23 protein-coding genes are annotated in these 26943 nt (G+C 56.0%); 7 read left to right on the plus strand and 16 right to left on the minus strand.

Going from position 1 to position 26943, the window contains the following annotated elements; genetic code table 11:
* Positions 1-63 precede the first annotated feature (63 nt).
* Positions 64-684 (plus strand): LysE family translocator, encoded by a 621-nt coding sequence (locus tag NXF97_RS00050; protein ID WP_274955985.1) that lies wholly within the window; start codon positions 64-66, stop codon positions 682-684.
* A 189-nt stretch (positions 685-873) separates the two neighbouring features.
* Here NXF97_RS00050 and NXF97_RS00055 read toward each other — a convergent pair whose 3' ends face one another.
* Together NXF97_RS00055 and NXF97_RS00060 are read right to left on the minus strand one after the other, a co-directional pair.
* On the minus strand, positions 874-2013 hold the full coding sequence (locus tag NXF97_RS00055; RefSeq protein ID WP_274955986.1) for a porin: 1140 nt from the start codon (positions 2011-2013) through the stop codon (positions 874-876).
* Between the two features lie 144 nt (positions 2014-2157).
* Positions 2158-3675, minus strand: a complete 1518-nt coding sequence (locus tag NXF97_RS00060) for a flavocytochrome c (RefSeq protein WP_274955987.1) — start codon at positions 3673-3675, stop codon at positions 2158-2160.
* A 344-nt stretch (positions 3676-4019) separates the two neighbouring features.
* On the opposite strand from NXF97_RS00060, the gene NXF97_RS00065 reads away from it, so the two are divergent.
* Complete coding sequence (locus NXF97_RS00065; protein WP_074009308.1) at positions 4020-4535, plus strand: hypothetical protein; 516 nt, start codon at positions 4020-4022, stop codon at positions 4533-4535.
* A gap of 239 nt (positions 4536-4774) precedes the next feature.
* Entirely contained in the window at positions 4775-5464 is a 690-nt protein-coding gene (locus NXF97_RS00070; protein ID WP_074009309.1) for a phosphoribosylanthranilate isomerase, read from the plus strand.
* Between the two features lie 612 nt (positions 5465-6076).
* Here NXF97_RS00070 and NXF97_RS00075 read toward each other — a convergent pair.
* The 7 genes from NXF97_RS00075 to NXF97_RS00105 form a co-directional block, all read right to left on the minus strand.
* Positions 6077-7300: a DUF401 family protein gene (locus NXF97_RS00075; protein ID WP_022373952.1), complete on the minus strand. Its 1224-nt coding sequence runs from the start codon at positions 7298-7300 to the stop codon at positions 6077-6079.
* Between the two features lie 127 nt (positions 7301-7427).
* Positions 7428-8372: a hypothetical protein gene (locus NXF97_RS00080; RefSeq protein ID WP_274955988.1), complete on the minus strand. Its 945-nt coding sequence runs from the start codon at positions 8370-8372 to the stop codon at positions 7428-7430.
* Positions 8369-9808 carry a hypothetical protein gene (locus NXF97_RS00085; protein ID WP_274955989.1) on the minus strand — a complete coding sequence of 480 codons (1440 nt, stop codon included), beginning with the start codon at positions 9806-9808 and terminating at the stop codon, positions 8369-8371. Before NXF97_RS00085 ends, NXF97_RS00080 begins: the two co-directional genes overlap by 4 nt.
* Positions 9809-9812: 4 nt before the next feature.
* A complete protein-coding gene (serB, locus tag NXF97_RS00090; RefSeq protein WP_274955990.1) occupies positions 9813-10709 on the minus strand; it encodes a phosphoserine phosphatase SerB in 897 nt (298 codons plus the stop codon).
* A gap of 25 nt (positions 10710-10734) precedes the next feature.
* Positions 10735-11265 (minus strand): pyridoxamine 5'-phosphate oxidase family protein, encoded by a 531-nt coding sequence (locus tag NXF97_RS00095; RefSeq protein WP_274955991.1) that lies wholly within the window; start codon positions 11263-11265, stop codon positions 10735-10737.
* Complete coding sequence (gene mfd, locus NXF97_RS00100) at positions 11266-14763, minus strand: transcription-repair coupling factor (protein WP_423767303.1); 3498 nt, start codon at positions 14761-14763, stop codon at positions 11266-11268.
* A gap of 98 nt (positions 14764-14861) precedes the next feature.
* On the minus strand, positions 14862-15437 hold the full coding sequence (locus tag NXF97_RS00105; protein ID WP_274955992.1) for a chalcone isomerase family protein: 576 nt from the start codon (positions 15435-15437) through the stop codon (positions 14862-14864).
* Positions 15438-15638: 201 nt separating this feature from the next.
* On the opposite strand from NXF97_RS00105, the gene NXF97_RS00110 reads away from it, so the two are divergent.
* Positions 15639-15806: a dihydroneopterin aldolase gene (locus NXF97_RS00110; RefSeq protein ID WP_074009317.1), complete on the plus strand. Its 168-nt coding sequence runs from the start codon at positions 15639-15641 to the stop codon at positions 15804-15806.
* 12 nt (positions 15807-15818) lie between these two features.
* A complete protein-coding gene (locus tag NXF97_RS00115) occupies positions 15819-17357 on the plus strand; it encodes a disulfide bond formation protein B (RefSeq protein WP_274955993.1) in 1539 nt (512 codons plus the stop codon).
* Positions 17358-17628: 271 nt separating this feature from the next.
* Here NXF97_RS00115 and NXF97_RS00120 read toward each other — a convergent pair whose 3' ends face one another.
* A complete protein-coding gene (locus tag NXF97_RS00120; RefSeq protein WP_274955994.1) occupies positions 17629-18336 on the minus strand; it encodes a Fic family protein in 708 nt (235 codons plus the stop codon).
* A 176-nt stretch (positions 18337-18512) separates the two neighbouring features.
* Here NXF97_RS00120 and istA point away from each other — a divergent pair, with 176 nt between their 5' ends.
* Both istA and NXF97_RS00130 read left to right on the plus strand, forming a co-directional pair.
* Positions 18513-20090: an IS21 family transposase gene (gene istA / locus NXF97_RS00125; protein ID WP_274955416.1), complete on the plus strand. Its 1578-nt coding sequence runs from the start codon at positions 18513-18515 to the stop codon at positions 20088-20090.
* A gap of 9 nt (positions 20091-20099) precedes the next feature.
* Positions 20100-20870 carry an ATP-binding protein gene (locus NXF97_RS00130; protein WP_274955417.1) on the plus strand — a complete coding sequence of 257 codons (771 nt, stop codon included), beginning with the start codon at positions 20100-20102 and terminating at the stop codon, positions 20868-20870.
* Between the two features lie 49 nt (positions 20871-20919).
* Here NXF97_RS00130 and NXF97_RS00135 read toward each other — a convergent pair whose 3' ends face one another.
* From NXF97_RS00135 to NXF97_RS00160, 6 genes are all read right to left on the minus strand, one after another.
* A complete protein-coding gene (locus NXF97_RS00135) occupies positions 20920-21900 on the minus strand; it encodes a hypothetical protein (RefSeq protein WP_274955995.1) in 981 nt (326 codons plus the stop codon).
* 290 nt (positions 21901-22190) lie between these two features.
* A complete protein-coding gene (locus NXF97_RS00140; RefSeq protein ID WP_274955996.1) occupies positions 22191-22502 on the minus strand; it encodes a HypC/HybG/HupF family hydrogenase formation chaperone in 312 nt (103 codons plus the stop codon).
* Between the two features lie 6 nt (positions 22503-22508).
* On the minus strand, positions 22509-23135 hold the full coding sequence (locus NXF97_RS00145) for a HyaD/HybD family hydrogenase maturation endopeptidase (RefSeq protein WP_274955997.1): 627 nt from the start codon (positions 23133-23135) through the stop codon (positions 22509-22511).
* Positions 23128-23844, minus strand: a complete 717-nt coding sequence (cybH, locus tag NXF97_RS00150; protein ID WP_274955998.1) for a Ni/Fe-hydrogenase, b-type cytochrome subunit — start codon at positions 23842-23844, stop codon at positions 23128-23130. Before cybH ends, NXF97_RS00145 begins: the two co-directional genes overlap by 8 nt.
* Positions 23845-23859: 15 nt before the next feature.
* Positions 23860-25635, minus strand: a complete 1776-nt coding sequence (locus tag NXF97_RS00155) for a nickel-dependent hydrogenase large subunit (RefSeq protein ID WP_022373965.1) — start codon at positions 25633-25635, stop codon at positions 23860-23862.
* Positions 25632-26726, minus strand: coding sequence for a hydrogenase small subunit (locus tag NXF97_RS00160; protein WP_274955999.1), 1095 nt, complete (start codon positions 26724-26726; stop codon positions 25632-25634). Before NXF97_RS00160 ends, NXF97_RS00155 begins: the two co-directional genes overlap by 4 nt.
* Between the last annotated feature and the right edge of the window lie 217 nt (positions 26727-26943).

Consider the following 26943-nt stretch of genomic DNA (forward strand, 5'->3'; position numbering starts at 1 on the left):
TGAGTGCAACCCCTGCATTGTGCAAATCGTGCGGTGCAGGGGTAATTTTTTGGAAACCGATTTATGACTTGGGAAGTCTTCGGGGCGTTTGTGGTGACAAGTCTCATTCTTGCCGTAGCGCCCGGCCCGGACAATCTCTTTGTGCTCGTGCAGTCGGCGGTGTATGGCGCGAGATCTGGCCTCGCGGCAGTGGCGGGGCTTGTGACCGGAGCGGCGCTTCAGACCGTGGCAGCGGCGGCGGGCGTTGCGGCAGTTGTTGCCGCTTCCGACGTGCTTTTCTGGGGCATCCGGATTCTCGGGGCGCTCTACCTTTTGTACCTTGCCTGGGGCGCCTGGCACGCGCCGCACGATGCGGGGATTGCCCGAGGGGTTGCTTTAAGTTACGGTGCGCTTTACCGCCGCGGGATTGTGATGAATATTACGAACCCCAAGGTACAGTTTTTCTTTCTCGCGTTTTTCCCGCAGTTTGTTACCAATGGCGCCGGGTCTTATCAGACCGCGCTTGAGATGGTGATTCTCGGGATTGCTTTCATTGCATGTACGCTCATTGTCTTTTCAGCCGTTGCCGTGACAGCGGGGAGCCTTGCCGATCTCCCGAGAACCCCTGCGGTGCAGTATTGGCTCAACAAGACTGCCGCCGTCATTTTTACGGTGCTTGCGGCTTGTATGCTGCTTCTTGAATAGCCCACAGGACTTCGGAATTTTTCTGACATGGTGGTTGGAAAAATTCCGAAGTCATCAACGCTTAGTGCGTTGATTATTAATGATTCACAAAAATAATTTTCCGGATTTCTTTAAGTGGCATTGCGAAAAAACGGGAGCCTGCCTTAAAGAGCAGACTCCCGTCAATTCAACCGATCTGATCAGTCAGAATCAGAAGCGGTGCACGATACCGGTCGTGAGTTCATAGCCATTCGGGGTGGCATCGGTCTTAGCCTTGTTGTCTTCCACCTTTTCCTGAGAGTAGCCGGCCATCACGTAGAGGGCAGTACGCTTGGAAACGGGGTAGTCGTAACCGGCTGCGACAGACAGGCGCGTGAAGTCAACGTCAGCGTCGTTATCCATGTCGCGGTAGCTCAGCTGGCCCTTGATGACGCCGCCCGCCAAGGGATAGTTCACGCCGAGGCTTGCACCCCAGCCGTCCACGAAGCCGTAGCCATGGACAAGATTAATGATGCCGCTCTTGGCAACACCGCCGCGGGCGTTGACGTTCAATTCCTGGTCCTTGAAGTACTGGCCGAAAACGATCACCTTAAAGCCGTTGTCAAAGGTGTAGTTGCCGCCCAGGGTCACGGTCATGCCGTCATCTTCGTGAGCGTTAGCGCCGGTACGGGCATTACCGTAAAGGGTGGTGTCGGCGACCAAAACGGCTTCAAGACCGGCGTTCACATAGCGGGCAGCCAAAGAGGCATAGCGGTCAGCATCAGCCTTACCTTCTTCGCCGGCACTGGTGTTCATCTTCAGAGAGTACATGGCGTAGCCGGTGAGGCCGCCGAAGGTGGGCGTACGGTAGGCAAACGCATTGTCAACGCGTGTCCACATCGAAGCCGAAGCAAAACCGGAGCCCAAGCCCTGCGTGTAGTTGGCAAAGAGGGGATCGATCGCGCGGAAGAGACCGTTTTCACCGAGCACGCTGCCGAAGACGGGCATCAGACCCATCCAGACCTTACCGAAGGGGCCGGAAATATTGAGGTGCGCTTCGCGGCCGAAGAGCTTGCCACCCTGTTTCGTATCCAGAGCACCCGTATCGGATTCAATGCCGGACTCCAGGGTAAAGCCCACCTTGTAGCCGTTACCGAGGTCTTCAACGCCGCGAAGACCCCAGCGGGAGCCGAATTCCTGGGCGTTGGTCATGGAGAACGTGTCGGTATCGGCAACGCCTGCGATGTCGGCGTCGGTGTGCACGTAGCTCACGCCGGTATCAAGGAGCCCGTAAACCTCAACCTGAGGGGCAGCGCCTGCGGCGCTCACCAGAGCGCCCGTCACGGAGAGCGCCAGAAGTGTCTTTTTCATTTGAAAACTTCCTTTTTGTGTTTTGCTGCAGCCAAGTCCGCCTTCAATCGGAGGACTTGGCGCTGTTGTGTCTGAGAAAACGCCGAAAGCGCTGTGTCCCCGCAGGTCTTTCCGGCGGGGATGCAGCGCTTACAGGTTCACGAATTATTTCTTCGAGAGCTTCACAGCCGTACGGGCTGCGGTGCGGCCGAAGATCGTGCAGTCGGCAACGGCAACGGTGCCGAGACGGACCATGCCGTGCACGCCGCCCGTGGCTTCACCGGCAGCGTAGAGGTTCGGGATCACCTTGCCGCGGGCGTCGATCACCTGGGCTTCGTTGTTGATCTCGAGACCACCCATGCAGTGGTGCACGCGCGGCCACAGACGGCAGGCGTAGAAGGGACCGACTTCGTTGGGCACGCCGTCATCGAAGAACATGCAGTCGAAGTCCGGGTCTTTCTTCGCCTTCATGTAGCCGTTGAACTTCGCGTTTTCCTTCTCGAGAACGTCGTAGGGGATCTTGTAGAAGTCAGCGAGTTCCTTCAGGGTATTGAACTTGCGGATCGTGCCGCGTTCCTGAACCTTCTTGAACATTTCAGGCGTCATGTTGTGGCCGACGACCTTGTTCATGACGTTCTTTTCGCAGGCGTAGATGAGAACCGGGTGGCCGAGCGCAACAATGGCGTCAGCGCGGACCTTACGGTTGCCGGTTTCCTTAATGAAGCGCTTGCCGGTGGCGGGGTCAACCATCGGGCCGTAACCCACCGTGGATTCCACAAAGAGAGGAGCCAGACCGAAGCCCTTTTCGTCGGGGCTTGTCCAGGGACCGAGCTGAATCCAGTCCATCTGAATGGTGTTGGCGCCGATCATCTGGGCGCTCTGAATTACTTCGCCGGTGGCACCGGGGTGGTTGGTGGAGGTAAACGCAGCGGTCAGACGCGGATCGTGGTCGGTACGCATACGCACGTTCTGCGCGAAGCCGCCCGAGGCAATCAGCACGCCGTTTACGGCACGGATGTACTGCACGCGACCGGAATCTTCCTTACCGAAGCGGTAGCGGGTGCGGACCTTGACGCCCAGGACCTCGCCGTTCTTGCCGACAACGAAATCGTCAACGATCGTGCGCAGTTCAACGGGGATACCGTATTCCTGGCACTTCTTATACATCGGGTTAATGAAACCGGCGCCGGTGTTTTCCACCACAGCGTGGCTGCGGGGTACGGAGTGACCGCCGTGGTAGGTGACGGCCTTAAATTTCACGCCGATCTTGTCGCGCAGCCATTCGTAGTTCGCAACGGATTCATCCGCAATGTGGCGCGCAAGCTGCGGGTGCGCAAGACCGCCGCCCGCCTTCATGATGTCGCTGTAAAGGAGGTCGGCGTTATCCTTGATGCCGGCTTTTTTCTGCATGTCGGTGCCGGCTGCGGCAATGGCGCCGCCGTTAATGATGGAGTTGCCGCCGTAGGTGGGCATCTTGTCTACAACGAGCACGCTTTTCATGCCCTGTTCATGGGCTTCAAGAGCCGCGGCAAGGCCTGCAAAGCCCGTACCGATGATGAGGAAATTGACGGTGCGGTCCCACTTTTGCGGTGCAGAAACACCGGCCATGGCGGCAGAAGCCACAGGACCCAGCCCCAGGGCAGCGGCGGTACCCAAAAGTGAGCGGCGGGAAATATCGGTCATAAGTAACACTCCTTCCTTTTCGTTCTTGTTGAAAGACAGTCGTTTTGCTCCCTGGGCAGAGGCTGTGTCGACCCAGAAATCCGCGACTTTGTCTTATAGCAGAGATTAGGCCTTGTTTACCTCTATCGGTATACCCAAAGTACTCATCCCGACCGACGACAATCCCTCGGGGCTAACACCTCAAAATGATGGACTTGAGATAGGTAAAACCACGTAAAATGCCGATCAATCCCAAAAATTTCGAAATTCGGCATCGATATCCGTAAAAACCCTTTGTCAGCGCGCGGGTGTTTCGGCAATAATCTGCGCCTGCGGCAGACGCATCGGTAAGGATTCAAAGAGTTATGAGCGAAGAAAGTCTTCAGTTTGTGGGCTCGGCAGCCCTTTTGTTTTTCTGCATTCTGATCGTGCATTCGCTCTGGATGACTGCGCGCAAAATCCCGGCCGCCCGAAACGTACGCCCCAACGGCGTCAAGGGGGGACTGCTTCTGACCGTCATCTTTTGTTTTGCAATGGTCGTCATTGATGCGGCAAGTGCCGCCAACATCCTGATTTTCGTTAACGGCCAGAGCCCCGCGGGCGCCACGGCCGCCGACGTCGTGCGCCACGGCACTCCGGGCATTGCCGGCAGCATCCTTTTTATGGCCGCCATTCACCGCTTTGTCACGGGGCGCACCAGGCGCGCGTTTTGGTTCGGGGTGATTCTCATGTGGTGCGCCGGCCCTTTAAACGAGTGGCTCGCGGTATTTTCGCAGAGGGCAACGGAGCTCATGAGCGCTGAAATCGTCACAGGCTGCACGGTTTTGGCAACGCTTTATCTTTTGGTATCCAAACGTTCCCGCAACACCTACGGTCTCTGAGACAGAATTTTTCCTGACAGGGCTGCGAAAACCGCGCCGTTACGGCCTTTGGCCGCAATTTGTCTAGGTTGTTCACGGTATTTACCTTTGCTTCGGACTCTCGTAGCATTCGCCCGTAATCCAAAAAGTTCGAAACCGACCCCTCACATGATTACCAAAACGTGGGGGTTTCCCCGCAGTTTTTTTCTGGGTCGACACAATCAGCCCGGGTGAAAACTGTGCGGCGTGTAGAGGTCTGTATGCTTTTTTCCAAATCTGCGGCTGATGATACCCAGCGTGTGCGCGTCAAGATCTGCGGCATTACCCGGGAAGACGATGTGGTGGCGGCGGTGGATGCCGGCGCCGATGCCGTGGGCTTTATCTGTTATGCGGGCAGTCCCCGCTTTGTGTCGCCCTCAAGGCTGATGAGCCTTGCAAGCCTCGTGCCCCCGTCGGTCACTAAGGTTCTTCTCTTTGTGAACCCCAAGGCCGAGGAGGTGCGTGAGTACCTCTCGTTTGTGCCGGATGCGACGCTGCAGTTTCACGGCAACGAATCCCGCGCCTTCTGCGATCAGTTTCATGTCCGTTACATCAAGGCTGTGAGTATCGATAAGCCTGAGCGCCTCACCGAGGCGCAAAACGACTACCCGATGGCAGCGGCTCTCTTGGCGGACGCCGCAGGCGTCACCCGCGGCGGCACGGGTATGTCCTTTGACTGGCAGGCGGTCGCATCCGTGCGAAGCCGTATCACCAAGCCCCTCATTGTCGCGGGCGGCTTAACCGCAGAGAACGTCTGCGAGGCGATCCGCACGCTTTCGCCCTGGGCCGTGGATGTGGCCAGCGGTGTTGAATCTGCTGTGGGCGTGAAGGACCCCGCCAAGATCACTGCCTTTATGGAAGCCGTGAATAACGCGGGCGACGTCGCCGCCTGCGAAGAAGCCCGCGATTAAGCCAAGATAAGGTATTGCATCGTTTGTCAATTGATACTTGATTTGTCGAGAAACGACCTAAATGGGAATGGCGGACTACCATTCCCTTTTTGTTATCAGACTTCTGTTTCAACAAAGATGCAAAAAGACAAACAAAGTATCGGTCGGTGTGGTGAGTATTTCGTTGCTGGTGAGCTCGAGCGACATGGCTTCATGATAGCCCCGAAGTACCTGGGGTTAAATACCCCTGTTAGCGAGCCAACAAGCTCAACCGTAAACCCGCGCTAGACACAAAAATCTACACACACCCGTGGAAGAAGGTAAGGACGAGAAGGAGGGCGTTACTCCAGCTTGGGTGCGATGAAGAGACGGCTCATAAATGGGCCAATACCCGAAAAGGTGCCTGGCGGGTTGCACACAGCCAAATTCTCTCGACCAAGCTGACCAATGGTATTCTGAAGAAGAATGGGTGGTGTTGGCTCGGTATGCACCGAGTTAACGGTATGGGAAGGTAAAACTATGAAAACCGCCGTAAAACACTGCGTGAGCAGTGCCTACCAGATCGGTACGGGCGGTGGTGTGGAAGGACGGCGGGGCCTAGCCCCGCCTCCTATCCGATACTTTAAAAACAGGCTATGCGGCCGGGAAAAGCCACACCGAGAGCCCGAAGAGAATAAAGAGCGCCGTCTGGCAGATAAAGCACGGCCACAGTGTCTTAAAGAAGTCCGCCTTAAAGTAGTTAAGCGTAATGATGAGACACATGTGCGTGGGGGTGAGCATCTGGCCGCCCACGCCGCAGACAAGGGCAATGCTCAATAGATCGAGGTTTCCCGGCGCGATTGCGGCGACAATGGGCATCACGATCGCGACGTGCCCTTGGGAAAGCCCCGTTAAAACGCCCACGATAAAGCTCAGAATCGCAATGATCCAGTAGGTGGAAAGGGGAGCCCCGGTCACGGCCTTCACAATCTGCGGCATCACGCCCGTGACGTCAAGCAGCGCAATGAAAAGGAAGATGCAGAAGACGTCGCGGAAAAGGCGCTTTTCAATTGCGCCGATGAAGACTTCGGTCACAGGCACCGGGCGCTTGCAGATGTAAAGCACCGCGAGCGTAATGACCGAGGTAATCCCCATCGCAACACCTGCGTTAAGGCCGAAGGCGAGCATCAGAATGAGCGCAAAGATAATGGGCGAAAAAGAAAGCGCAAAGTCGTGACGTTCTTTACTTAATTCCTGTTTTGAAATTTCCGGGCGCGCTTCGGGTTTAAGTTTCACGCCCGCAAGAAGCACGAGCCAGCCGAGAATAAACGCGGCGGCCGTGAGCCACGCCAGATGCATGATGACGGTGCCGACCGGCACCTGCGCAATCGCGCACGCGAGAATCATGCCCGGGACAATGGGGCTTGAGAATTCAAAAATGTGCCGGAACCAAAAGTTAATGGCTGCCAGGCGGTTTTCGCTGATCGTTTCGCCCTGCGCGACTTTTTCCACGATGGGCGCGGAAAACCGCGCGCCGCCGATCGAAGGCAAAAGCCCCAGAAACGCGGGCATCACTGCAAGCGAAATCTTTTTGTTCGGGGTGAGCTGTTTGAGGTACTCCACCATACCGGCGAGGCACCCGCTTTTTCTCAATTCAATCTCAAGGCACACCACAAAGTAAAGGGCTGCCAGCAGGTCCCAGGTGCGCGACTGCGTCACCATCTGCACCGCGGCGTCCCAGATAAGGTGCGGCGCGGGGTTTGTGAAGACCCAGAGGATGAGGCCGCTACCCAAAATCGCGGGGCCGAGCGGTACTTTAAACCGGAGCATCACCACAAGCGCGATGATGGCAACGGCAATGATCACAAAAACAGACATAATGTAAAACGGGCGGAGGTGCCGCCCATAGGTAACAACACGTAAAAGAATGTTCTGATTTTACGCGTGGATTAAGCCCGTTTTCGGTTACCTGATGCGCCCTTTTTGGACGTGCGTCAAAAAGTAATCACAGGCTGCGGCGTGATTTCACGGGCACGCCGTCGCTTCGGATGGTGTCAAGCAGAAAACCCCGCGGCAAAACGGGGCCGGCCTTTAAAAATTCCGGATCGCGCTCTGCGCGCCCCGCGGGCTCAAACATCCCGTCAACGCTGGAGGGGGAGAGCCCCGACATCAATCCTTCAGGCACGTATTTCACGGGCGTGTGCTTAAATGTTTCGGTAAACCATCCGCCTTTGGCTGTGCCCTGAAAGAGGTTTTCAGGCAGTTCCGCGAGTCCTGTTTCGGCAAAGGTCCTCGTAAAAACGAGTGCATCGGGGTTGGCGGAAAAAAGCCGTCCGGGGAGTTTTGTGAGTTTTCCGCACCACCTGAAGCTTTCGGTGAAGTCCGCTGCCCTGGGGTTACCGTGAAAAAGCTGCTCGGGGACTTCCGTGAGGCCCGCGCCCGCAAAAACGCGCGTGAAGTTTTCCGCGTAAATGAGCGGGAAAAAGAGTGACTCGGGAACTGTCGTAAGGGAGTTGGTCCCGGCAAAAAAGCCTGTGAGGTCTTTAAGTTGCGCGTTGTGGGCAAAAAAGCTCGCGTAAATTGTGGTGAGGTTTGTGAGCGGCGTCTCCGGCGTCGTGAGACTTCCGGCCGCAAGCGGCTCAAGCGTCGCGCAGTCAGCAATCACCGGGAGAATCCCCGTGAGCGCCGTGGTTTCTTCGGGTAACGTCACAAGTCCTGCGGGCCAGACGCCCCCGAAGTCAAGGGTCATCGTATGTTCGCCCTTTAAAAAGGTCTTCACATACGCAAACTCGTCGTCTTCACGAAGCTGCAGGCGGCGTTTTTCCCCGTCAATCGTCAGAGTCACCCAGCTTAATTCGGGCGAGAGGTGCGCCACGCGGTTAAACCGCACGGCAACGTCTTTTTTGCGCTCGTGCACCGTCAAGGCAAGTGTCAGTACGTCGTTACTCACAGCGTTTCTCCTTCGGTGTCGCTTCGCTCAGACAAGGGCGTGGCCCAGGCGTCCAGGAGCTTATTGCGGCTGCGCTCGGCGTAGGAGCGAGGCAGCCGCATCAGGCGTTTACAGAAAGCAAAGGCACCGGTGACGGAAACGTCCGGGGCAATGCCTTCCAAGAGCCGGTCAGGGGCTTCTTCAAGGCGGATGCACCCCGCAAAGGCTTCATCAAAAACGCGGATGTCGCCCGCAATCGCACGGAAGAGGTGCTCCGGAACGGAAATGAGTTCCCGGCAGTCCGCGGCCCATCCTGTGAAGTCTCCGCAGTTCGCGGCGTCTCGGGGATAAAAATCCGGCAGGGCCGAATAGATGCGCCGCACGCAGGCCGTAAGCCTGAAGGGCCGCACGGGTTCGGCAATCGTGCTCATCAGCCGCACGCGGTAGTGCCCGGTTTTTTCCCACGTGTGCCGGATTTCAGGCGCCGCCTCAAAAGCGATGCGCTCTGACGTGCCGTCGCCCCAGTCAATGAGAAAGTCCCCGGGCGCGGCGGTATCCATGGGGTAAAAACGGACGACGGGTGTGTCAACGCCCGCCTTCACCGTTACCTCAAACTCAAAGGCAGGGTCGGTTTCGTTGGCGTCAGGCCTTACCCACCCCAAGTCCGGCCTGTCTTCGCGCTTAAAGGGCGCAAAAAACTGCGGAGCAGCGCCTGCCATCAGTTCCTCGGAACAGTAGGGTACCGCCTCGCCAGCAAAGGGATTGGCCATGCGCGAGATGAGGCACCCCGCAAAGGCGCGGCGCACGTAGGAGTCTGCATCACAGGCTGAAAGAAGCCCCGCGGGAATTTCGGTCAGAAGCGAATTTTCAAAAACGGACGCGGCCGACGCGATGTATTTGAGCGGCGAAAAAAGGCCCGGCGCGACGTGCGTCACCGACACCGCTTCAAATGCGTGATCAAGCACTGAAATCTCGGGGTTGGCGGCCAAAAGGTCGGGTACGACGGACGCGAGTTTCGCGTGCGCCGCACCCGCCGCGGGTTTTACAAGCTGCGGCAGGGTGTCAGAGGGCAAAACGCGGCCTCGGGCATCCGTTTCGCCGCGCGTGAGTTTGGGTAAAGCGGCGTCAATGGAAACCGTTTCGTCCGGCAGTTGCGCAAGCGGCAGAAACCCGCCCGCGCAGCCGATTCTCACCTGGTAGCGCCCGGGCGTTTTGTAGCTGTGGGTAAAGTGCGCAAGAGCCGTGAAGTTGTCGTCTTCGGCCATCGCCTCAATGTCGGCAATGCCCGCAACGCAGGTTAAAGCCTCATCGGTGCCGTCGCCCCAGTTCACCATGAGGCTTCCCAGAGCTTTGGCCGCGGGCCCGGGAACTTTATAAAGCGTGAGCCCGACCGGGGCATCCGCGGTGACTTCCACCGTAAAGACGCAGGCCGCAGGAAAGTAGGAGAGCACCGCCATGGCGTTATTCCGTGTAGGCTTCAAGTCGCGGAGCCGTTTCGGCAAAAAGTTTTAAGAGCGCGTCAAACCCGCAGTTATCAAGCGTAATGCCGCAGTAGGGGCGGAGCACCTTCTTGGGCCGAAACCCCACACCCAGGCCCGCGGCCGAAACCATCAGAATGTCGTTGCTGCCGTCCCCGCAGCAGACAGCTTCGCGCGGCGTCGCCCCCAGTGCCTTCATCGTTTTTTCCACAAAGGCGAGTTTCCCTGCGGCGTCGATAATGGGGCCGTTATCCGGGCCCGTGACCTCTCCGGTAAAGAGTCCGTTTTCAATGCCGATGACGTTACTGTGGTAACCCGTCATGCCGAGCGATTCGGCCAAGGGCTTTGTCATCGCGGTAAAGCCGGAACTTAAGACATAGGTTTTAACGCCGTGCGCGTGAAGAGCTTTCAATAGTTCGGGCACACCCGGATTGATTTTTGTGTGTGCCCGTACGGTCTCAAGCGCCTGCGCGTCGTGGCCTTTGAGAAGCGCCACGCGTGCCCTGAGGCTTTCGGCGTAATTTTTGATGGTCCCTTGCATTGTGCCCGCGGTGATTCTCGCGCACTCTTCGCCGGTGCCGCAGATTTCCGCCATTTCGTCCAAGGTTTCCGTTGTGACGAGCGTTGAATCCATGTCAAAGAAAAAGGCCTTAAAGGACGCGAGCATCAGTTCGCCCGGCGTAAAGACTGAGTCGCAGTGCGCTTCAGTCGCTTTTGCCTTCGCAGCGTCGCGCACGCTCTCCTCGGGCGTCACGTCCGTAAAGCGCACAACGCCGGGCCCCGTGAGAACGGCGTGCGCCGTCAAGAGTTCCCGTGTTTCCCGGATAAAGGCGTCGTCAAAAAAGGGCGCGAGACAGACAAAATTGCTTTGAGCCGGCATGGATGGTTTCCTTTTTCTTTTGGGATTACGAACGGGTCAGCAGCGGTTTAATTTTGTCCCAGCCGCGGGACTTACCGGAAATGCGTGTCACGGTCATTTTCCAGACCTCAACCGTGTCGCCCTCGCGGTCGTAGTAGGCTGAATTTTGTTCAGCCGAGAGTCCGGGCACGTGCTGCGCACAAATCAGTAACGCAGCCTCTTTACGCTCCCGGGCATCGGTGATGCGGCTTGCGGTGCCTTCTAAAACGGCACTGGCGTAATTCACCGAATAAGCCGGGACGTCCACCGCTTCGTACGCAACAAAGCAAAGCGAAACCTTGGGATTCGCGTCAATGTTGTCGCCCTTGCGGCTTTTCATGAATGTCCCGTGCCAGTAAACGTTGCCTTCGGCGTAAACGGCGTTTACCGGCACTCCGTAGGGAACGCCCGCGGCGTCAGCCGTACTTAAAACGGCATGCGGGGCGTGACGGACAATCTGAAGCGCCTCATCTTCGGTGAGCTGACGGTCCCTGCGCCGCAAGGGGCGCTCCGCCGTGGTTTTGATGGTTTCTGTCATTTATTCTGTCTCCGGACTTGCTGCCAGCAGGGGATTTGTGATCGTGCGGATCGCTCTGAGCCTTGTTTCCAGATCCGTGGTTGCTGCGGTCATGCGCATCTTTTGGGGCCCGAGCATTTTGAGATCCCTGCGGCTTTGTAAGAGTTTAATGAGTGCGATCGGTTCAAACCGCGGCTTTTCCTTAAACGTAAAGACGATTGCCGTGTCGGCGGCGTCAATCTTGCTGATCCCGATGCGCGTCGCGGCAATTCTCAAACGGTGCACGGCAATGAGGGCCTTGGCGGCATCGGGGAGCCTGCCGAACCGGTCGTTGATGTCGTCAATCGTGCGCTCCAGATCGGTGAGGTTGTCGGCCGCTGCAAGTTCTTTGTAGAGCCCCAGACGCACGGCCACATCGGGCACATAGTCCGCTGGAAGGACCGCCGGCATATGAAGGTTGATTTCGCTCATCGAGGCAAAGGGCGCTTCAAAGTCTGGCGTTTCGCCGCGCTTAAGAGCCTTTATGGCGCTTTTCAACATCTGGCTGTAAAGGTCAAAGCCCACCTGCGCCATTTCGCCGCTTTGTTCGTCCCCGAGCACTTCACCCGCACCGCGGATTTCAAGGTCGTGCATGGAAAGGTAAAAGCCGCTTCCCAAATCTTCGAGGTTTTGAATGGCGTCCAGGCGCTTCTGAGCATTTTTGGTAATCGCTTCTTCGCCCGGAGTCATCAGATACGCATAGGCCTGATGGTGGCTGCGGCCCACGCGTCCGCGCAACTGGTGCAGCTGCGCGAGGCCAAACATATCCGCCCGGTGAATGAGGATGGTGTTGGCGTTAGCAACATCAATCCCCGTTTCAATGATCGTGGTACACAGAAGCACGTTGTAGCGCTGCTGATAAAAGTCGCGCATGATGTGCTCGAGTTCTCTTTCGCCCATCTGGCCGTGCGCGACCGCAATGCGCGCTTCAGGCAGAAGCTTTGAGAGCCTTTCAAAGCGGGCCTGAATCGTGTCCACTTCGTTATGCAGAAAATAGACCTGACCGCCGCGCTTAAGTTCACGGATCACGGCTTCGCGGATCAATTCATCGCTTTCGCGCCGCACAAAGGTTTTAATCGCAAGGCGCTTTTGCGGGGCTGTGGCAATCACGGAAAAGTCGCGGATTCCTTCAAGGCTCATCGCAAGCGTTCTCGGAATGGGCGTTGCCGTGAGCGTCAAGACGTCCACTTCGGCTCTCAGAGCCTTCAGCCGCTCTTTCTGCCTGACGCCGAACCGGTGTTCTTCGTCGATTACGACGAGCCCTAAGCGTGCAAATTCTACTTTTTCACTTAAAAGCTTGTGGGTGCCGACGGCAATATCAATGGTGCCCGCTTTTAAGCCTTCAATCGCCTGCGTGGTTTCTTTGCCGGACCTAAAACGCGAGAGCTCTGCAATCTTTACGGGCCAGGCGGCAAAGCGGTCGCGGAAGGTCTGCGCGTGCTGTTCCGCCAGAAGCGTCGTGGGGCAGAGAACCGCCACCTGTTTGCCGTTCATTGCAGCCACAAACGCGGCGCGCAGCGCGACTTCGGTTTTCCCGAACCCCACGTCCCCGCACACCAGCCGGTCCATGGGTTTGGCGGCGAGCATGTCCCCGATCACGGCGTCAATGGCAGCAGCCTGATCCGGGGTTTCCTCAAAGGCAAAACCCTCGCAGAAGGCTTCATAGTCTTTGGCGTGCTTTTCAAAGGCAAAGCCTTTTCGTGATTCACGTACGGCGTAGAGGTTCAAGAGTTCCGCTGCCGTATCGCGCACCTTCTGCGCGGCTTTTTTCTTTGCTTTTTCCCAGTCGCCGCGCCCGAGCGAATGCATGGGGGCGTGTTCGGCGTCTGCGCCCGTGTAGCGGCTGATTAAATGCAGCTGCGACACGGGAACGTAGAGTTTGGCGTCGTTGGCGTAGTCAATACGCACGAATTCCGACGGACCTTCGTCGCTAGTGAGCGACTCAAGCCCCACATAGCGCCCCACGCCGTGATCAAGATGCACGACGGGGTCGCCGGGTTTAAGTTCCGAAATATCACGGATCACCGCCTCAACGCGCGTCGTGGAATCCTTGATGCGCGAGCGGCGCTTGACGGCTCTGACGTCGTAAAGTTCGTTTTCGGTGATAAGCGCAAGGGCGGGGGCTTCGGCTTCAAAGCCTTCGGCCGCAGGCCCCACGGACATCATCAAAGGCGCCGTACTTTCCAAAAACGCCGTGAAGTTGCCGGCACAAGCCATCTTGAAGTCGTTTTGCGCGAGCATTTCCTCAATGCGCGCAGTGCGGCCCGTGCTCGTCGTGCAGATTAAAACGCGGCGCTTCTGGAGGCGGGCCTTCGTGAGGTAGGTCTTGAGCCCTGCAAAGGGGTCGGCCGCGTTGCGGTTCACGGTCACCGAAAGTGCTGCGGCTGCGGGCTGCGTTTTAAGCGCGAGCCTGGCAAAGCGCGCAAGATGCGTGAAAAACGCGTCCGGCGCATCGGCAATCCGTTCGGGCGCAAGTGCCGGGCGCTCTTCATCGTGCGAGAGGAAACGCCAGCGGTCGGTGATTTCCGTGTGAAAGCGGGTTAAGGCCTGATTGACGTCACCGGACAAGACAATGAGGGTGTCGGCGGGAAGGTAGTCCGCCAGCGTTGCCGTTTCTTTGAAAAAAAGCGGCAGATAGTATTCGATGCCGGCGGCGGCAATGCCTTGTCCCATGTCCTTATACACAACGGACTTATTGGGGTCACCCGGGAAGGTTTCGCGCCAGGCTGAGCGAAAGGCGTTGCGTGCGGCTTCATCCATCGGAAATTCGTGTCCGGGGAGAATGCGGATTTCGTCGATATCGTCGCCCGAGCGCTGCGTTTCCGTGTCAAACGTGCGGATCGTTTCAATCTCGTCGTCAAAAAGGTCGAGCCGGAAGGGGGCTTCCGACCCCATCGGAAAGACGTCGACGATCCCGCCGCGCACACAGAATTCGCCCGGAGCCATGACTTGCTCGACGCTCCCGTACCCGGCCTGCACGAGGTTGGTGCGCAAGACCCCGACGTCAAGTTGCTGCCCCTTTTTGTAGAAAAAAGACGACCCCAGAATAAAAGAGGGGGGCGCAAGCCGCTGCGAAGCGGTTGCAGCCGACGTAAGAATCACGTCGCAGTGGGCTTTGCTTTCGGCGCCCTTTTCCCGCGCCTGGGCGTTGACGACAAGTTTCCAAAGCGTCTCAAGCCGTTCGCTTACCAGGTCCTCGTGCGGACTCATCGTGTCGTAGGGAAGCGTCTCCCAGTCGGGGAGCACGGAGACTCTCAGCGTCGGATCAAACCAGGTGAGTTCGTCGGCAAGCTTAATCATGTCACCCGCGTCGGCGCAGACGATGACCGCAAGGCGTTTTTCAGCGCGCGCACGGCGAACGATTTCGGCGGCAGAAAGCCCGAGACTGATGCCCGCGTCGGCCGTAAGGTCGGTCTTTTGTGCGGGCGCCGGCAAACGAAAGCCGTCCGGAAAAACGTGTGGAAATATGGGTTCCGGCATGTTGCAAGAATGAGCCCGCTGCGGGCGGGCTTACGGACAAAAATGTGTGGTGCCCGTATTGTAGACGGCCACCGGCGGCTTTCTTTGTTTGGAAAATGTTACTTCTGCCCGAGAAGTCCCGCCTTTAACGTATCGTCAATGGCGTCAGCGCCGATCCAGATTCTCAGCACCGCGTTAAAAAGTGCCCGGCCGCCGATGCCGTTACCCACAAGATTTCCGTTAAGCGTCACGGACGTGTCCTTTCCGTCAAAGGAAAAGTCCACGGCATCACCGGTTTTAACGTCACCGATTTTGTCCATGACGGCAATAAGCCGCGTGACTTCTGCGTCAATGGCGGCAAGTTCCTTTTCGGGCGTGTTGTCTTTAAGCCCGTCCTTGAGTGCATCCACAAAAGTTTTGGCGGAAACGTTACGCATGAGAATGAGGCGCACGCGTACGGCACCGGTCTGCGAGAGAACGGCCTCTAGCGTCTGAGCTTTCGCAGGGAGGTAGAGCCCCGCCGTGTAAACACGGAAAAAGAGTTTCTTTCTGAGTCCTGCGCCGTTAAAAACCAGGTTTTGGCCGGCAACGGCAGAGGTGTCATCAAACGTTGTGCCTTCGACGGTGACGGAGGCCTGAGCAGAGCCCGCGATCAGTGCCGAGCACACAAGCGCGGCAAGTGTGGTTTTTGTCATGACAGTTCCTTTGCGTGAAGTTCGGATTTTGACGCGTTGCGGCTGTTTCCGGCTTCGGCTGTTTGGCTGACTCCATGGCGCCGGAAAGGCGTTTGAAAATGATTCGAACTTGCCATACACTCGCGCTCCCTGTACGTCATTTGTCCTGCGGTTTTTGCCGTAGGTACTGACGAAAATTGAATCCCATCAAAGGAAATCATCATGGAATTTTTAGAGTTCGTGATGCTTTTCATTGCCGTGCTTTTGATTCTCTTTAAGCCGGAAAAAGAAAAGCTCGCGTGGTGGCTGACGGTTGTCAGCTGGTTTGCCGTGGTCTTTATGTATGTGGGCCACGTTTCGACCGCCATTTTCGGCATGCCCAACGTTTAAGGAGGAGTGCAAATGACAGATTATTCTCTTCCTGTGAACGGTCAGGACATCAAAAAGGCGAAGACCTTCTACGACATCATCTGCTGGGGCGGACTTCTGATTGTCCTGCTGCCGGTGGGTATTGCCAACGTCATCCTCGGTTACTTCCTCGGTGACAGCCCCTGCACACTCTGCTGGGGGCAGCGTCAGCAGATGGCCTACATCGGCGTTGTGGCGCTCTTCATGGTCCGCTACGGCTTTAAACCCAAGTATCTCGCGATGATGCTTGTGATGGCGGCTCTTGGCCTGTATTCGAGCTTCCGTCATTTCGGCAACCACGCTGCGCGCGACATCGGTCAGGGCTTTGGTCTGGATATCTTCGGTGTCCACACGCAGTTCTGGGCGGAAATCGTCTTCTGGTGCGTGGTGATGCTCTTTGGCCTCGCGGTCTTCCTCGCGCCCCGCTTTGATGCGTTGATCGAAGAATTCAAAGGTAAGCCCTTCCGTCCGCTTTCTGGCTTTAACAAGATTGCCTTCATCGTTGTGGCGGCGATTATCGGCTCCAACGCCTTCCAGGCCTTGTGGTCCACTGGCGTGCCTCCGTTCTGGGGTCAGGGCTCTCCGGTGCGCTTCTCCTTTAACCCGAAGTATGTGACGTGGTCTGCGGACGGCTGGCACGGAATGTGGGGCGGGATTAACTTCCTCGGTAAGCGCGACGTGAAGGATCCGGACTTTGCCTATGCCCCCAATACCGCCAAACTCGGCCTCACGTGGGACCACAATGCGGATAACGCGCCCGTGGCGCTCACCGGCAAGCTCGTTCAGAAGGACGTGCGTGCGGTTTCCGGCATCAAGCGGCCGATCAATACGCTTTCGATGATTGACGGCAAGTACTATGCAGCTTCGAAGTACGATTTCTGGGTGCTCGATGAGTCTTTGAAGCCCGTTGTTTCCGCTCAGATGGATCCGTGGTTTGACACGAATGTTCTCGATATCGTCGGCATCACCGCCTATAAGGACGGCTTTGTCCTCATGGGTATGAATAAGTCGATCCTGCGCGCACGGCTTAACGATAAGGCCGACGACGTCAAGGGGTGGGCGAACTTCACGGCCGGCCGCAATCAGGTGGAAGCTCTCGGCGGCTACGGCCGCGCCCGTATCGACACGGAACGCGCGAAGTTCTCCTACGTGCATTCTTCCGCCACGGACGGCCGTTACGTCTTCACCGCCACGGTGCCTGACAATAAGAACAAGAAGAAGTTAGTCATTTCCAAGGCTCTGATGAGCGACTGGATGCTTTCCGGCGAATTCATCCCGGCAGCCGACCTTAAGAAGGACCGCAGCCTGGGTGAACTCTATGTGACCGGCATGGTCTACGAAAACGGCAAGCTCTGGGCGGTTTCGAAGAACTTCAACGTGCTTCTCTGTATTGACGTTCTTGGTGAAAAGGTGGAAGCTGTTTACGGCCTTCCGGCTGAATTCATGGATATCCGAGGTCTTGTGAAGCGCGGCAACCTTTTTGACGTTGTTGACAAGAACCGCATCGTGACTTTTGAACTCACGCAGCAGTAATCCGTGATTCAGGCAGCCTGGGGCTACCTGAATTGAACGGTCTGAGCCCGATGTTTCCTGATTGGAGATGTCGGGCTTTTTGCTGGGTGATTATTGGGCGGAAAGCCCATCGAGCGGCAAAAAGCGCGGTTTGTGGAGGTAAAAAATGCAAAAGTTGCAATTTTTACCTCCATAAATGATTAAATGCACTTATTTAAGATCTGTTTTGAACAGCATCTTTTCGGCTCGACACACTTTTTTGAAGAACAGGTGTCAAACGATGCCTGAAGAATTAATCCTCGGACAGAACAGCGGCCAGCTCGGCTTCGAGGTCGTTAAAAAATCCATCCGGGACTTTGTACTGGTATTTCTTCTGAATGTTTTTTGAAACTCTGCCTGCGCTGACGGCAGAAGCAACCAACACATCAAGGTCTTTCTGGATGACGTTGAAGCGACTGTTCATTACACGGTAAAGCTTGTCGTAGCGCTGCAGGAACTGAATTTCTTCCGGGAAAAACTTATCCACAATTTCTCTGATCATTGCAAGCAGAAATTCGCATTGCACCGTCGCATCCCAATACCTGTATGCCGAGAGAGAGCCGTTGAAACGGAAGTCATAGTTGTCATCGTCTATCTTAGTAACATTCCAAAGCTCACGGCAGGGGGCAGAGAACGCTTCCAAGGCATGGAGATATTGTCTCTCGTGCTGCAGCAATGCAGCCGAAACAGGCACAACCTTGTCAGAGGCTACGGCATTGTGGTGAAGCAGCTGCTGATGAATGAGAAAACGACTCAGGCGACCGTTACCGTCCAAAAACGGATGAAGAAATACGAATCCGAATGAGACAACCGAAGCAGCGATTAAAGGGTTAATACTCTCCGGTTCTTCATTGGCGACCTTAAGAAGCCCTGTCATCAAATCATCCAGATTCTCGGGAGCAGGGGGAACGTAAGTAACCTGTGTTGCGGAAAAGGGGTGGCTTTTCTTATTTATTGGCACGGCGCTTCTCAAACACTGGGACGGGGGTTTCTTAAAGATTGGGACAGAAGCCTAAATTTTTGATTCTTATCTACTGGGACACTGATTCTTAACCATTGGGACACAGGTACACACCTTCCGTCCGCTAATGATTGACGCTAAACAAAAAGTGCTCTTGTTAACCTACAGGAGGCTTTATGCAAAAGCATCAAACTGAGCACATCAGGGCTGTCTTGCAGGCCCTTGATGAAAACATGTCCTATCGTGAGATTGAAGCATGGCTTCATATCTCCAAAACCGCAGCAGGCCGCATCAGGACGGCGGCAGTCAATTCCGGTTTGTCTACTCAAGAACTTTGCGGGCTGGATGATGAAGACCTTCAAAAGATCTTCTATCCGCCGACAGGCAAAGTACGTGTTGATCCGGACTGGGAACAGGTTCACAGCCTTCTCAAACGAAAAAAAGTCACACTTCAAATGCTTTTCGCTGAGTACGAAAAGCAGGCTGAAGGGGAAACCTACACTTACGCGTCATATTGCAGACGCTACAACGAGTGGAAGCAGGCCAACGGCATTTTCCGTATCGAAGGCAACACACAACGCTTGCCCGGCGAGAGAATGGAAATCGACTTTGTCGGTGATGACATTCCCTGGGTTGACTCCTATGGAGAGATCCACAAATCGAGGCTCTTTGTAGCGACATTGCCATTCAGTTGTTTGATTTTCTGCAAGGCTTACCAGGATGAAACACAAGCCAGTTGGCTCGACGGCGTCATCTCAGCCTTGGAATACTTCGGAGGCTCTCCCCAGGTCCTGGTCATGGACAATGCCCGAGCCCTGGTTCAAAGAGCTCACTGGCATGAGCCTGACATCCAGCCGGCAGTGCGCTCAGTCTGCGCTTACTACTCAATGCAACCATGGGCTTGCCGGCCGGCAAGCCCCAAACAGAAGAATCGGGTAGAAGCCGCTGCCGGGGATGTTGAGCGATGGATCATCGCTCAACTGACTCTGCACCAGCCGCATATTCTGGCTCCGGATATCGATACGCTTAACAGCCTGATTCGCAGGCGCATTGATGAAATCAATGCCCAGCCGTTCAGATCCAAAGGCTCAACCGGATCACGCCTCCAGAAATATGAGGAAGAAGAACGATCCTGTATGCGGGCTCTGCCGCCGTTGCGCTACGAACTGGGGCAATGGCGCTTGCTCGTTGCTGACAAGGCACACTGCATTCGTATCTCTTCTGATGCCGGGCACCGCTACAGCGTTCCTGCCGCCTATGCGCATAAAAAAGTTGCTGTGCGCATCTGCAGTAACACTGTCGAGATTTACGATCCGGACAGCAATCAAATGCTGGGGCGGCACATTCGCTGCACGAATCAGCACGGTGAGAAAACACACATTCTTGAAGAACACCTGACTGCGGCAGAAAAGAGTTATCGAAAGACTCCGGCTGACTGGATAAAGATTTTCATCCAAAAAGGATTATCCGAAGCCTTGGCAGATCGGCTTGTCTCTGTGCTGCAGGACAAACAGGGCAAATTTCCCGGCAGCCGCACTTGTTGCGCACTTCTGAGGCTTACCAAAACCTACACGCCGGCCATTCTGCGCAAAGCCGTAGCGCAAGCTCTGGAAGACGATGTCGTGAGCTACCGCTACATAAAGCTGCTCAGTGAAAAGTACAGCGTTGCTGCGGCTACTAACCGCAGTCTCTTTGTCAAAGAAGCAGAGCCGGTTGACATCCGGCACGAAAACATCCGCAATAACTATGAATAAGGAACAGAGATGACTACGTCATTTATTGATTTGAAGCCGCTGTTTAAGCGGTTGCGCATGAGCAGTGTCTGTGAGCATGCCTGGGAACTGGACAAGGATCCCGCAACAGCCGCCCTGACACACGCTCAATGGATCGAAACCCTCTTGAGAGCTGAAATCGTCCGCCGTGAAGATAAAGCGCTCAAGCGTCGCATTCAGGATGCCCAAATTCGCTACGTCGATGCCTGCTTCAGTGACGTTGACTATGACCCCGTCAGGTGTCTGGATAAGGCATTCATTGCCCAGCTGGCCAGTTGTGACTGGATCCGGCACCACCAAAACCTCATCATCACCGGGAAAACCGGCTGCGGTAAGACATGGATGGCATCAGCCGTGACAAGGGCGGCTTGTTTAGCTGGTTTCACTGCCAGAACTTACCGACTTGCTCACCTGCTGGCTGCAATTAAGGCCGGAGAAACTGCTCTTTTGGAATACAGGAAGCTCAGTAAAGAGTTGGAACAAGTAGACCTCTTGGTTCTTGACGATTGGGGAATCGGAACCGCTGACCGATCAGCTCTGGCCGGCCTGTATGACATCATAGACAAAAGGTGTCACTGTAAAAGCACGCTGGTTGTCAGTGTGCTGCCGGTAAGGCATTGGGCTGAATTTCTTAACGATGCGACACTGGCCGATTCAATTTTGGACCGACTCGTTAAATCCAGCCATAGACTGGAAATGGACGGTCCTTCCATGAGAGATAAAGCACAGTACGGAGCAATTCCAAGAATTAAACGCGACTGATTGAACCGATAACACGACTTTCCCACCGCTCTCCCGGCCTACGGCCCACTTAGTAGGGTGAGCGGCCGGGAGAGCCGTGGAAAAGTCTGCGCTGTCCGTACGCCGTCGTCCTGCGTTCCTCCAATAAAAAAGCGCCGAAGCTTAACTCGCTCGGCGCCGTAACGGACTGTCCCAATGTTTGAGAAAGGGGGTGTCCCAATGTTCGATATACACCGTCCCAATGTGTGTGAAATTCCAAGGGGCCGAAGCGTGATCCGAGCCAATTTTGGATGTTCCGGTAGCATGCTGCCTGGTTATGAAATTCAGGGACAATTTTGTTCTGGATGCCGCAAAGTATGTCTTCGTTTAACGCATCAAATGATGCGGCCGCTTTCAGAAGTGTCATAAATTGCGCAGCTTTGTTTCCCGACGGTAGCTCACATTCTATTTCAAAGGAGCTGCGTGTTTCAGAAAGATAGGCCCACTCGACAGTCCTTGAGATCAGCTCTTCCGGCAAAGCGTTGAGCGTATCGTGCAGGCGGGTAAAAAGTTCGGCTACCTTGCTGTCGTCTAGTGTGTTGGTTTTTCTGACAACGGGGCAGTATGCGAAGGATCCCAAGCCATTGAAAATAATGCGCCATTTGGGAATGCGGATGTCTTTGCCCGTGAAGTATTTCTCAGGATCAAAGAGTTCTGTGTAATTGCCTGACGGTTTGGGATAAATAAGCTCTTTACCTGTGAAGTTTTCCCAAAGGCAACCGATTTTCCTTAAGGGAACACTGCTTGGTTTTGCATCCAAAGCAGCCTGCAGATCGGAACGCTCCAGATGGGGCAGAACCTGCGACAGTACCTCGAGATTAATGCCTTCGTGCTTTATAGAAAAGATAAGGTGGGATAACATCGTATTTGCTGGGGCCATCTTAGGCGGAACCAGGAGGCCGGATTCAGTCGCTACAAGCTTGTTGACTTTAGTATCTGTCCGCGCTTTTTCTGCCAGTGAAAGCGGCTTAAGCGCAAAAAGATCTGAAAGAAAGGCATATCCGCAAAGCATTGTTGGCCCCTGTATCCACGTTTTCCGCCTAATCCGGAAAAAATATATTTTGACTGCTAAATATCGGAAAAAATATAGAGTTATCGAAAATTTTACATAACAGTGTATTTTTATCGAAATTTTCGTACAAATCCGGCGTGATTGGTTGTTTGCAAATCAGGTATTTGGCGCCGGGCGACAACCGTGTCGGCGAAAGCGACGTTCGTGCGGACGAAAAGAGTCTCTGATAAAAGAAACGGTCCTCAGCTGCCGAAACAACGAGGACCGTCAAATGAGGATAACGCAAGGCTTTAGGCCGATCGCATTCTCTCCAAATGCTCCGGGAGTTTGCCGGTATTGGCAAGAATGTCGGCAAATGCGGCATCCGTGTCAGCTTCTTTTCCGGTCATCGCAGCTTCCACGCATGCAAGGGCCGCTTCGATCTGATGGGCTTCGGTCTCATCAATGCGGCGGATGACTTCGTTGCGGAAAACGAGCACGAAGTCTCCGGGGATAAGGCCCACAACCATCGACGCGTCCGCGGTCTCAGCGCGCCCCGTGCGCTCACAGTGCACGGTGGTGCCGTTAACGGCCGTGACTTTCATCGGAAGAGCAATACACATGACGCGTCACTCCTTCACCGGCACCGCAAAGCGGATGTCGCCTTCGCGGCAGGCTTCGGCTTCACTCGGACGCTCATTTTCATAAACGTCTTCGTTTAGTGACCGGTCACCCAAGGGTTCAACCGTTTCGCCCGGCTCACGGCGCGTGAGGCCGTAGCCCCAGTCCGTGAGCTCAGTGACGGCCGCATCAATTGCCGGGGCAATCGCGGCCTTAAGTTGTTCCGTGAGCGAGCCGCCGTAGTCATTGAGTTCTGCGGGCTGCACTCCGATCACGGTGACGCGCTCGGGCGCCTTGCCGAGAAGTTCGGCTGCCACAAGCACATCGTTCACACCGCCCTGGTGCGCCGAAAGTTTCGTCGCAGACCAAAGCGCGATGTCCTCTCCGCGCAAGACCTTCAGCGTCCCGGGCACAGCCTTTAAGTCCGCGCAGTCAAAGATCAGAAGATCTTTGGTGGAGGTGAAGGTATCGAGCAGATACATTCCGAGTGTGCCGCCGTCCAGAACCTGACTGTGGGGCATCGGGCGAAACGCCCGGTGAAAGTGCTCGACGCAACGCACCCCGAAGCCCTCATCGGCCCAGAGGATATTGCCCACACCGAGCACCGTGAGGTCAAAAGGCCTCGTCTCACTCATGGTGACCGCCTTCCTTAAACATACGCAGACCCGTGGTCATCGAGCTGATGGTGGTCGCGCCGCCCATGATGTCCTCGCGGAAACTCATGTAGATGTGCGCCATCGAGAAGATGATGAAGACGTACATCAGCGTGTGGTGTGTGGTGCGCACGGCCTGCGCGTCACCGAAGACATCAAAGACCCAGCCGAAAAGCACCATCCAGTGCGTATCCCACCCCCAGGCCTGCGCGTAAAGCGCAAAGCCCGTGATGATGATTCCGATCGAGCCCAGCGTGAACATAAAGAACATTGCACACTGCGCGAGCGGATTGTGCCCGGCGTATTCCGGAGACTGAGGGCGGAAAAAGAGGTAGTACTTCACCTGCTCAAAGAGCATCTTCCACCATTTGAGGCTCCATAACGGCGGCACCAGGATCATGCGGGAGTAGCGGTTACCCACCACACCCCAATACAGGCGCCCGATAAAGAGCACCGTAAAGATCATGCCTGCAATGAAGTGAATACCCCGGATGTAGGCAAAGCCGTACGTAATCCAGGTGTCCCCGAGGTTGGAAACAAGGGGCGCGCCGATCAAAAAGCCCGTAGCGATCATGACGAACATCAGAAACGCCATGATCCAGTGCCAGATGCGCACCGGCGCTTCCCAGACGTAGAGGGGCTGTGTGCCCGCTGCTACGTCGACTTCATATGTGACGGGATCGATTTTCATACGAAAAATCCCCCTTTAGCGGACCTTGACCGAGACGAGTTCCTCTCCCTCGGGGGAGAACACGTGGGTGGCGCAGGCCAGGCACGGGTCAAAGCTGTGGATCGTACGGATGATCTCAAGCGGACGCTTGGGATCAGCCACGGGCGTGCCGATGAGCGAATTCTCAAAGGCGCCGCGGTTGCCGGCTTCATCACGCGGGGAGGCGTTCCAAGTGGTGGGCACAACGGCCTGCCAGTTGGTGAGTTTCCCGTCCTTGATGACGCACCAGTGACCGAGCGCACCGCGCGGGGCTTCGCAGAAACCGACGCCCTTACATTCCTTGGGCCAGGTCGAGGGTTCCCACTTGTCCATGTTCGCGGCGGCTTCGTCGCCGGCCTTAATGTTCGCCACAAGGTCGTCGACGTACTTCACGAGAAGGTCGGCCATAAAGCCGCATTCCAGCGCGCGCGCCGCGTGGCGGCCGAGCGTGGAGAAGAGGGCTTCCATCGGAAGGTTGAGTTCTTTAAGAAGCGCCAGAGCCGGTTCCTTGTACTGCGGCATGTTCTTCTGAACACCCATGATGACGCGCGCCAGGGGACCCGTTTCCATCATGTGGCCCTTCCAGCGCGGGCTCTTGATCCAGGAGTACTTGCCCGCTTCGCCCAACCACGCAAACTTCGTCGCGGTACCGTCGCTGCCCGGGGGAAGTTCAAAAGCGTGGTCCGTGACGCCGTCCCAGGGATGCAGGCCTTTCTTACCGTCGGCGTACTTGTACCAAGAGTGATCAACGAATTCCTGCACCTGTTCGGGATCGCGCAGATCCACGTCGTGGATTTCGTCAAACTTCCCGTCGATGATGGCGCCGCGGGGCAGAAGCATCGACTTTTCGCTCCAGTCATTGGCCACTTCCGGGAAGTCGCCGTAGCAGAGGATGTTCTTGTTGCTCAAAGCCGCGCCGTACTTGAACCATTCGGGGTAGAAGCTTGCAATCGCCTTTAAGTCGGGGAGGTAGACGTTGTAGACAATGTCGACCGCGGCCTTGGCGATGTCGCGCATGTAGTTCATCGTCACTTCGTTCACCATCACGCCTGAGGCGCCGGTGTCGTGCATGTTGATCGGGCACGCCACACCGCCCACGAGGTAATTCGGGTGCGGGTTCTTGCCGCCCAGAATCGTGTGGATCTTGATGATTTCCTTCTGGAAGTCAAGCACCTCAAGGTAGTGCGTCACGGCAAGAAGGTTCACGGCCGGAGGCAGTTTCATCTCCGGGTGACCCCAGTAGCCGTTTTTAAAGATACCGAGTTGGCCGGAAGCCACGAACTTCTTTAAGCGGTTCTGAATGTCGCGGAAGTAGCCCACGCTTGCCAACGGATGGCGCGGGCTGATCTTCTGCTGAAGCGCCGCGGTCTCACGGGGATCGGCGTTAAGGGCGCTTACAACGTCCACCCAGTCAAGCGCGGAGAGCTGATAGAAGTGCACCAGATGGTCATGGACGTAAAGCGTCGCATTCATCAGGTTGCGGATGATGTTGGCGTTTTTCGGAATCTTGATGCCGATTGCGTCTTCCACCGAACGTACGGCGGCCAGCGCGTGAATACCGGTACAGACGCCGCAGATACGTTCCACAAACGCCCAGGCGTCACGCGGATCGCGGCCCTTCAGAATCACTTCCAGACCGCGCCACATCGTGCCCGTGCTCTGGGAGTCGACAATGACGTTGTTTTCATTGAGCACTGCCTGCACGCGCAGGTGGCCTTCAACGCGCGTCAGCGGATCAACAACGACGCGGCGGGTGTTTTGAGACTGTGTCATTTAGCTTCTCCCAAATCCTTATTGTTCTTCTTGCTGCGGGCCTGGCTCACTGCGCTCATCGCAATATGCGCGGCAGCGGCAACGCCCACGACGGCGACGGTGGCAAGCCCCACCTTGTCGACGGTGGATTCCACGCCCCACATCGGCGGCAGGATATCCGGTTCGTGCTTGTAAAAGCTCCCCTTGTCAAAGAAGTTGTTTTCCGAGCAGCCGATGCAGCCGTGACCGGACTGAACGGGCCAGGACAGACCTTCGTTCCAGCGGATCGAAGAGCAGGCGTTATACGTCGTCGGTCCCTTGCAGCCGACTTTATAGAGGCAGTAGCCGAGCTTGGCGCCGATGTCGTCAAACTTCTCAACGAACTGGCCCGCGTCAAAGTGTGCACGGCGGTAGCACTTATCGTGAATGCGCTGACCGTAGAACATCTTCGGACGACCGAGGCGGTCCAAGGGGGGCAGTCTGTCGTAGGTGAGGATGTAGGTGATCACACCCGTCATCACTTCCGGAATCGGGGGGCAGCCCGGCACCAAAACCACGGGCTTATCCGTGATCACTTCGGTAATCGGCACCGACTTCGTGGGATTGGGTTTGGCGGTCTGCACACAGCCCCAGGATGCGCAGGAACCCCAGCCGATCACGGCCTTGGCGTTCTTGCAGACGTGCTTGATCTTTTCAAGGAAAATTTCGCCGCCCGGCACACAGAAGGTGCCGTCGTTTCCGAGAGGAATATTGCCTTCGACGGCTACGATGTAGTTACCCTTGTATTTTTCAATCGTCTCTTCAAGGGCTTCTTCGGCCTGATGCCCCGCGGCAGCCATGATGGTGTCGTCGTAGTCAAGGCTTACCATGCTCAGCACAAGGTCTTTGGCCAGCGGATGGTAGGAGCGGATGAAGGACTCCGTGCAACAGGTGCATTCAAGACCGTGCAGCCACACAACGGGCGTTCTGGGCTTCGTCTGCAAGGCCTCGGCAATGTCCTTGGCGCCTGCGCTGCCTAAGCCCAGGCTTGCAGCCGTCAGCGAGCAGAACTGAAGAAAGCTGCGGCGGCTGATTCCCTGCCGGCGCAGTGCTTCGTATTGAGTTTCCATCATAAGAGTGGTCTCCTGGCTCATTCCGGGTACCGGTCTCAGGCTGAGGCAGGCATCAGGAAAAGTGGGGTGCCGTCATAAAACACCGTGGGGGAGTTCCGTGAGGAGCGCCCCGCCGGCGGATTTCAGGCAGCATTTGAGTTAACTGATGCGTTGATTCTAAGCAGTGTTTTCAGGGCTTTATAATGAATTTCAATCGGCTAATTACCAATCTTTTGCT

The organism is Duodenibacillus massiliensis, assembly GCF_928721995.1.
Classification (GTDB): domain Bacteria; phylum Pseudomonadota; class Gammaproteobacteria; order Burkholderiales; family Burkholderiaceae_F; genus Duodenibacillus; species Duodenibacillus massiliensis.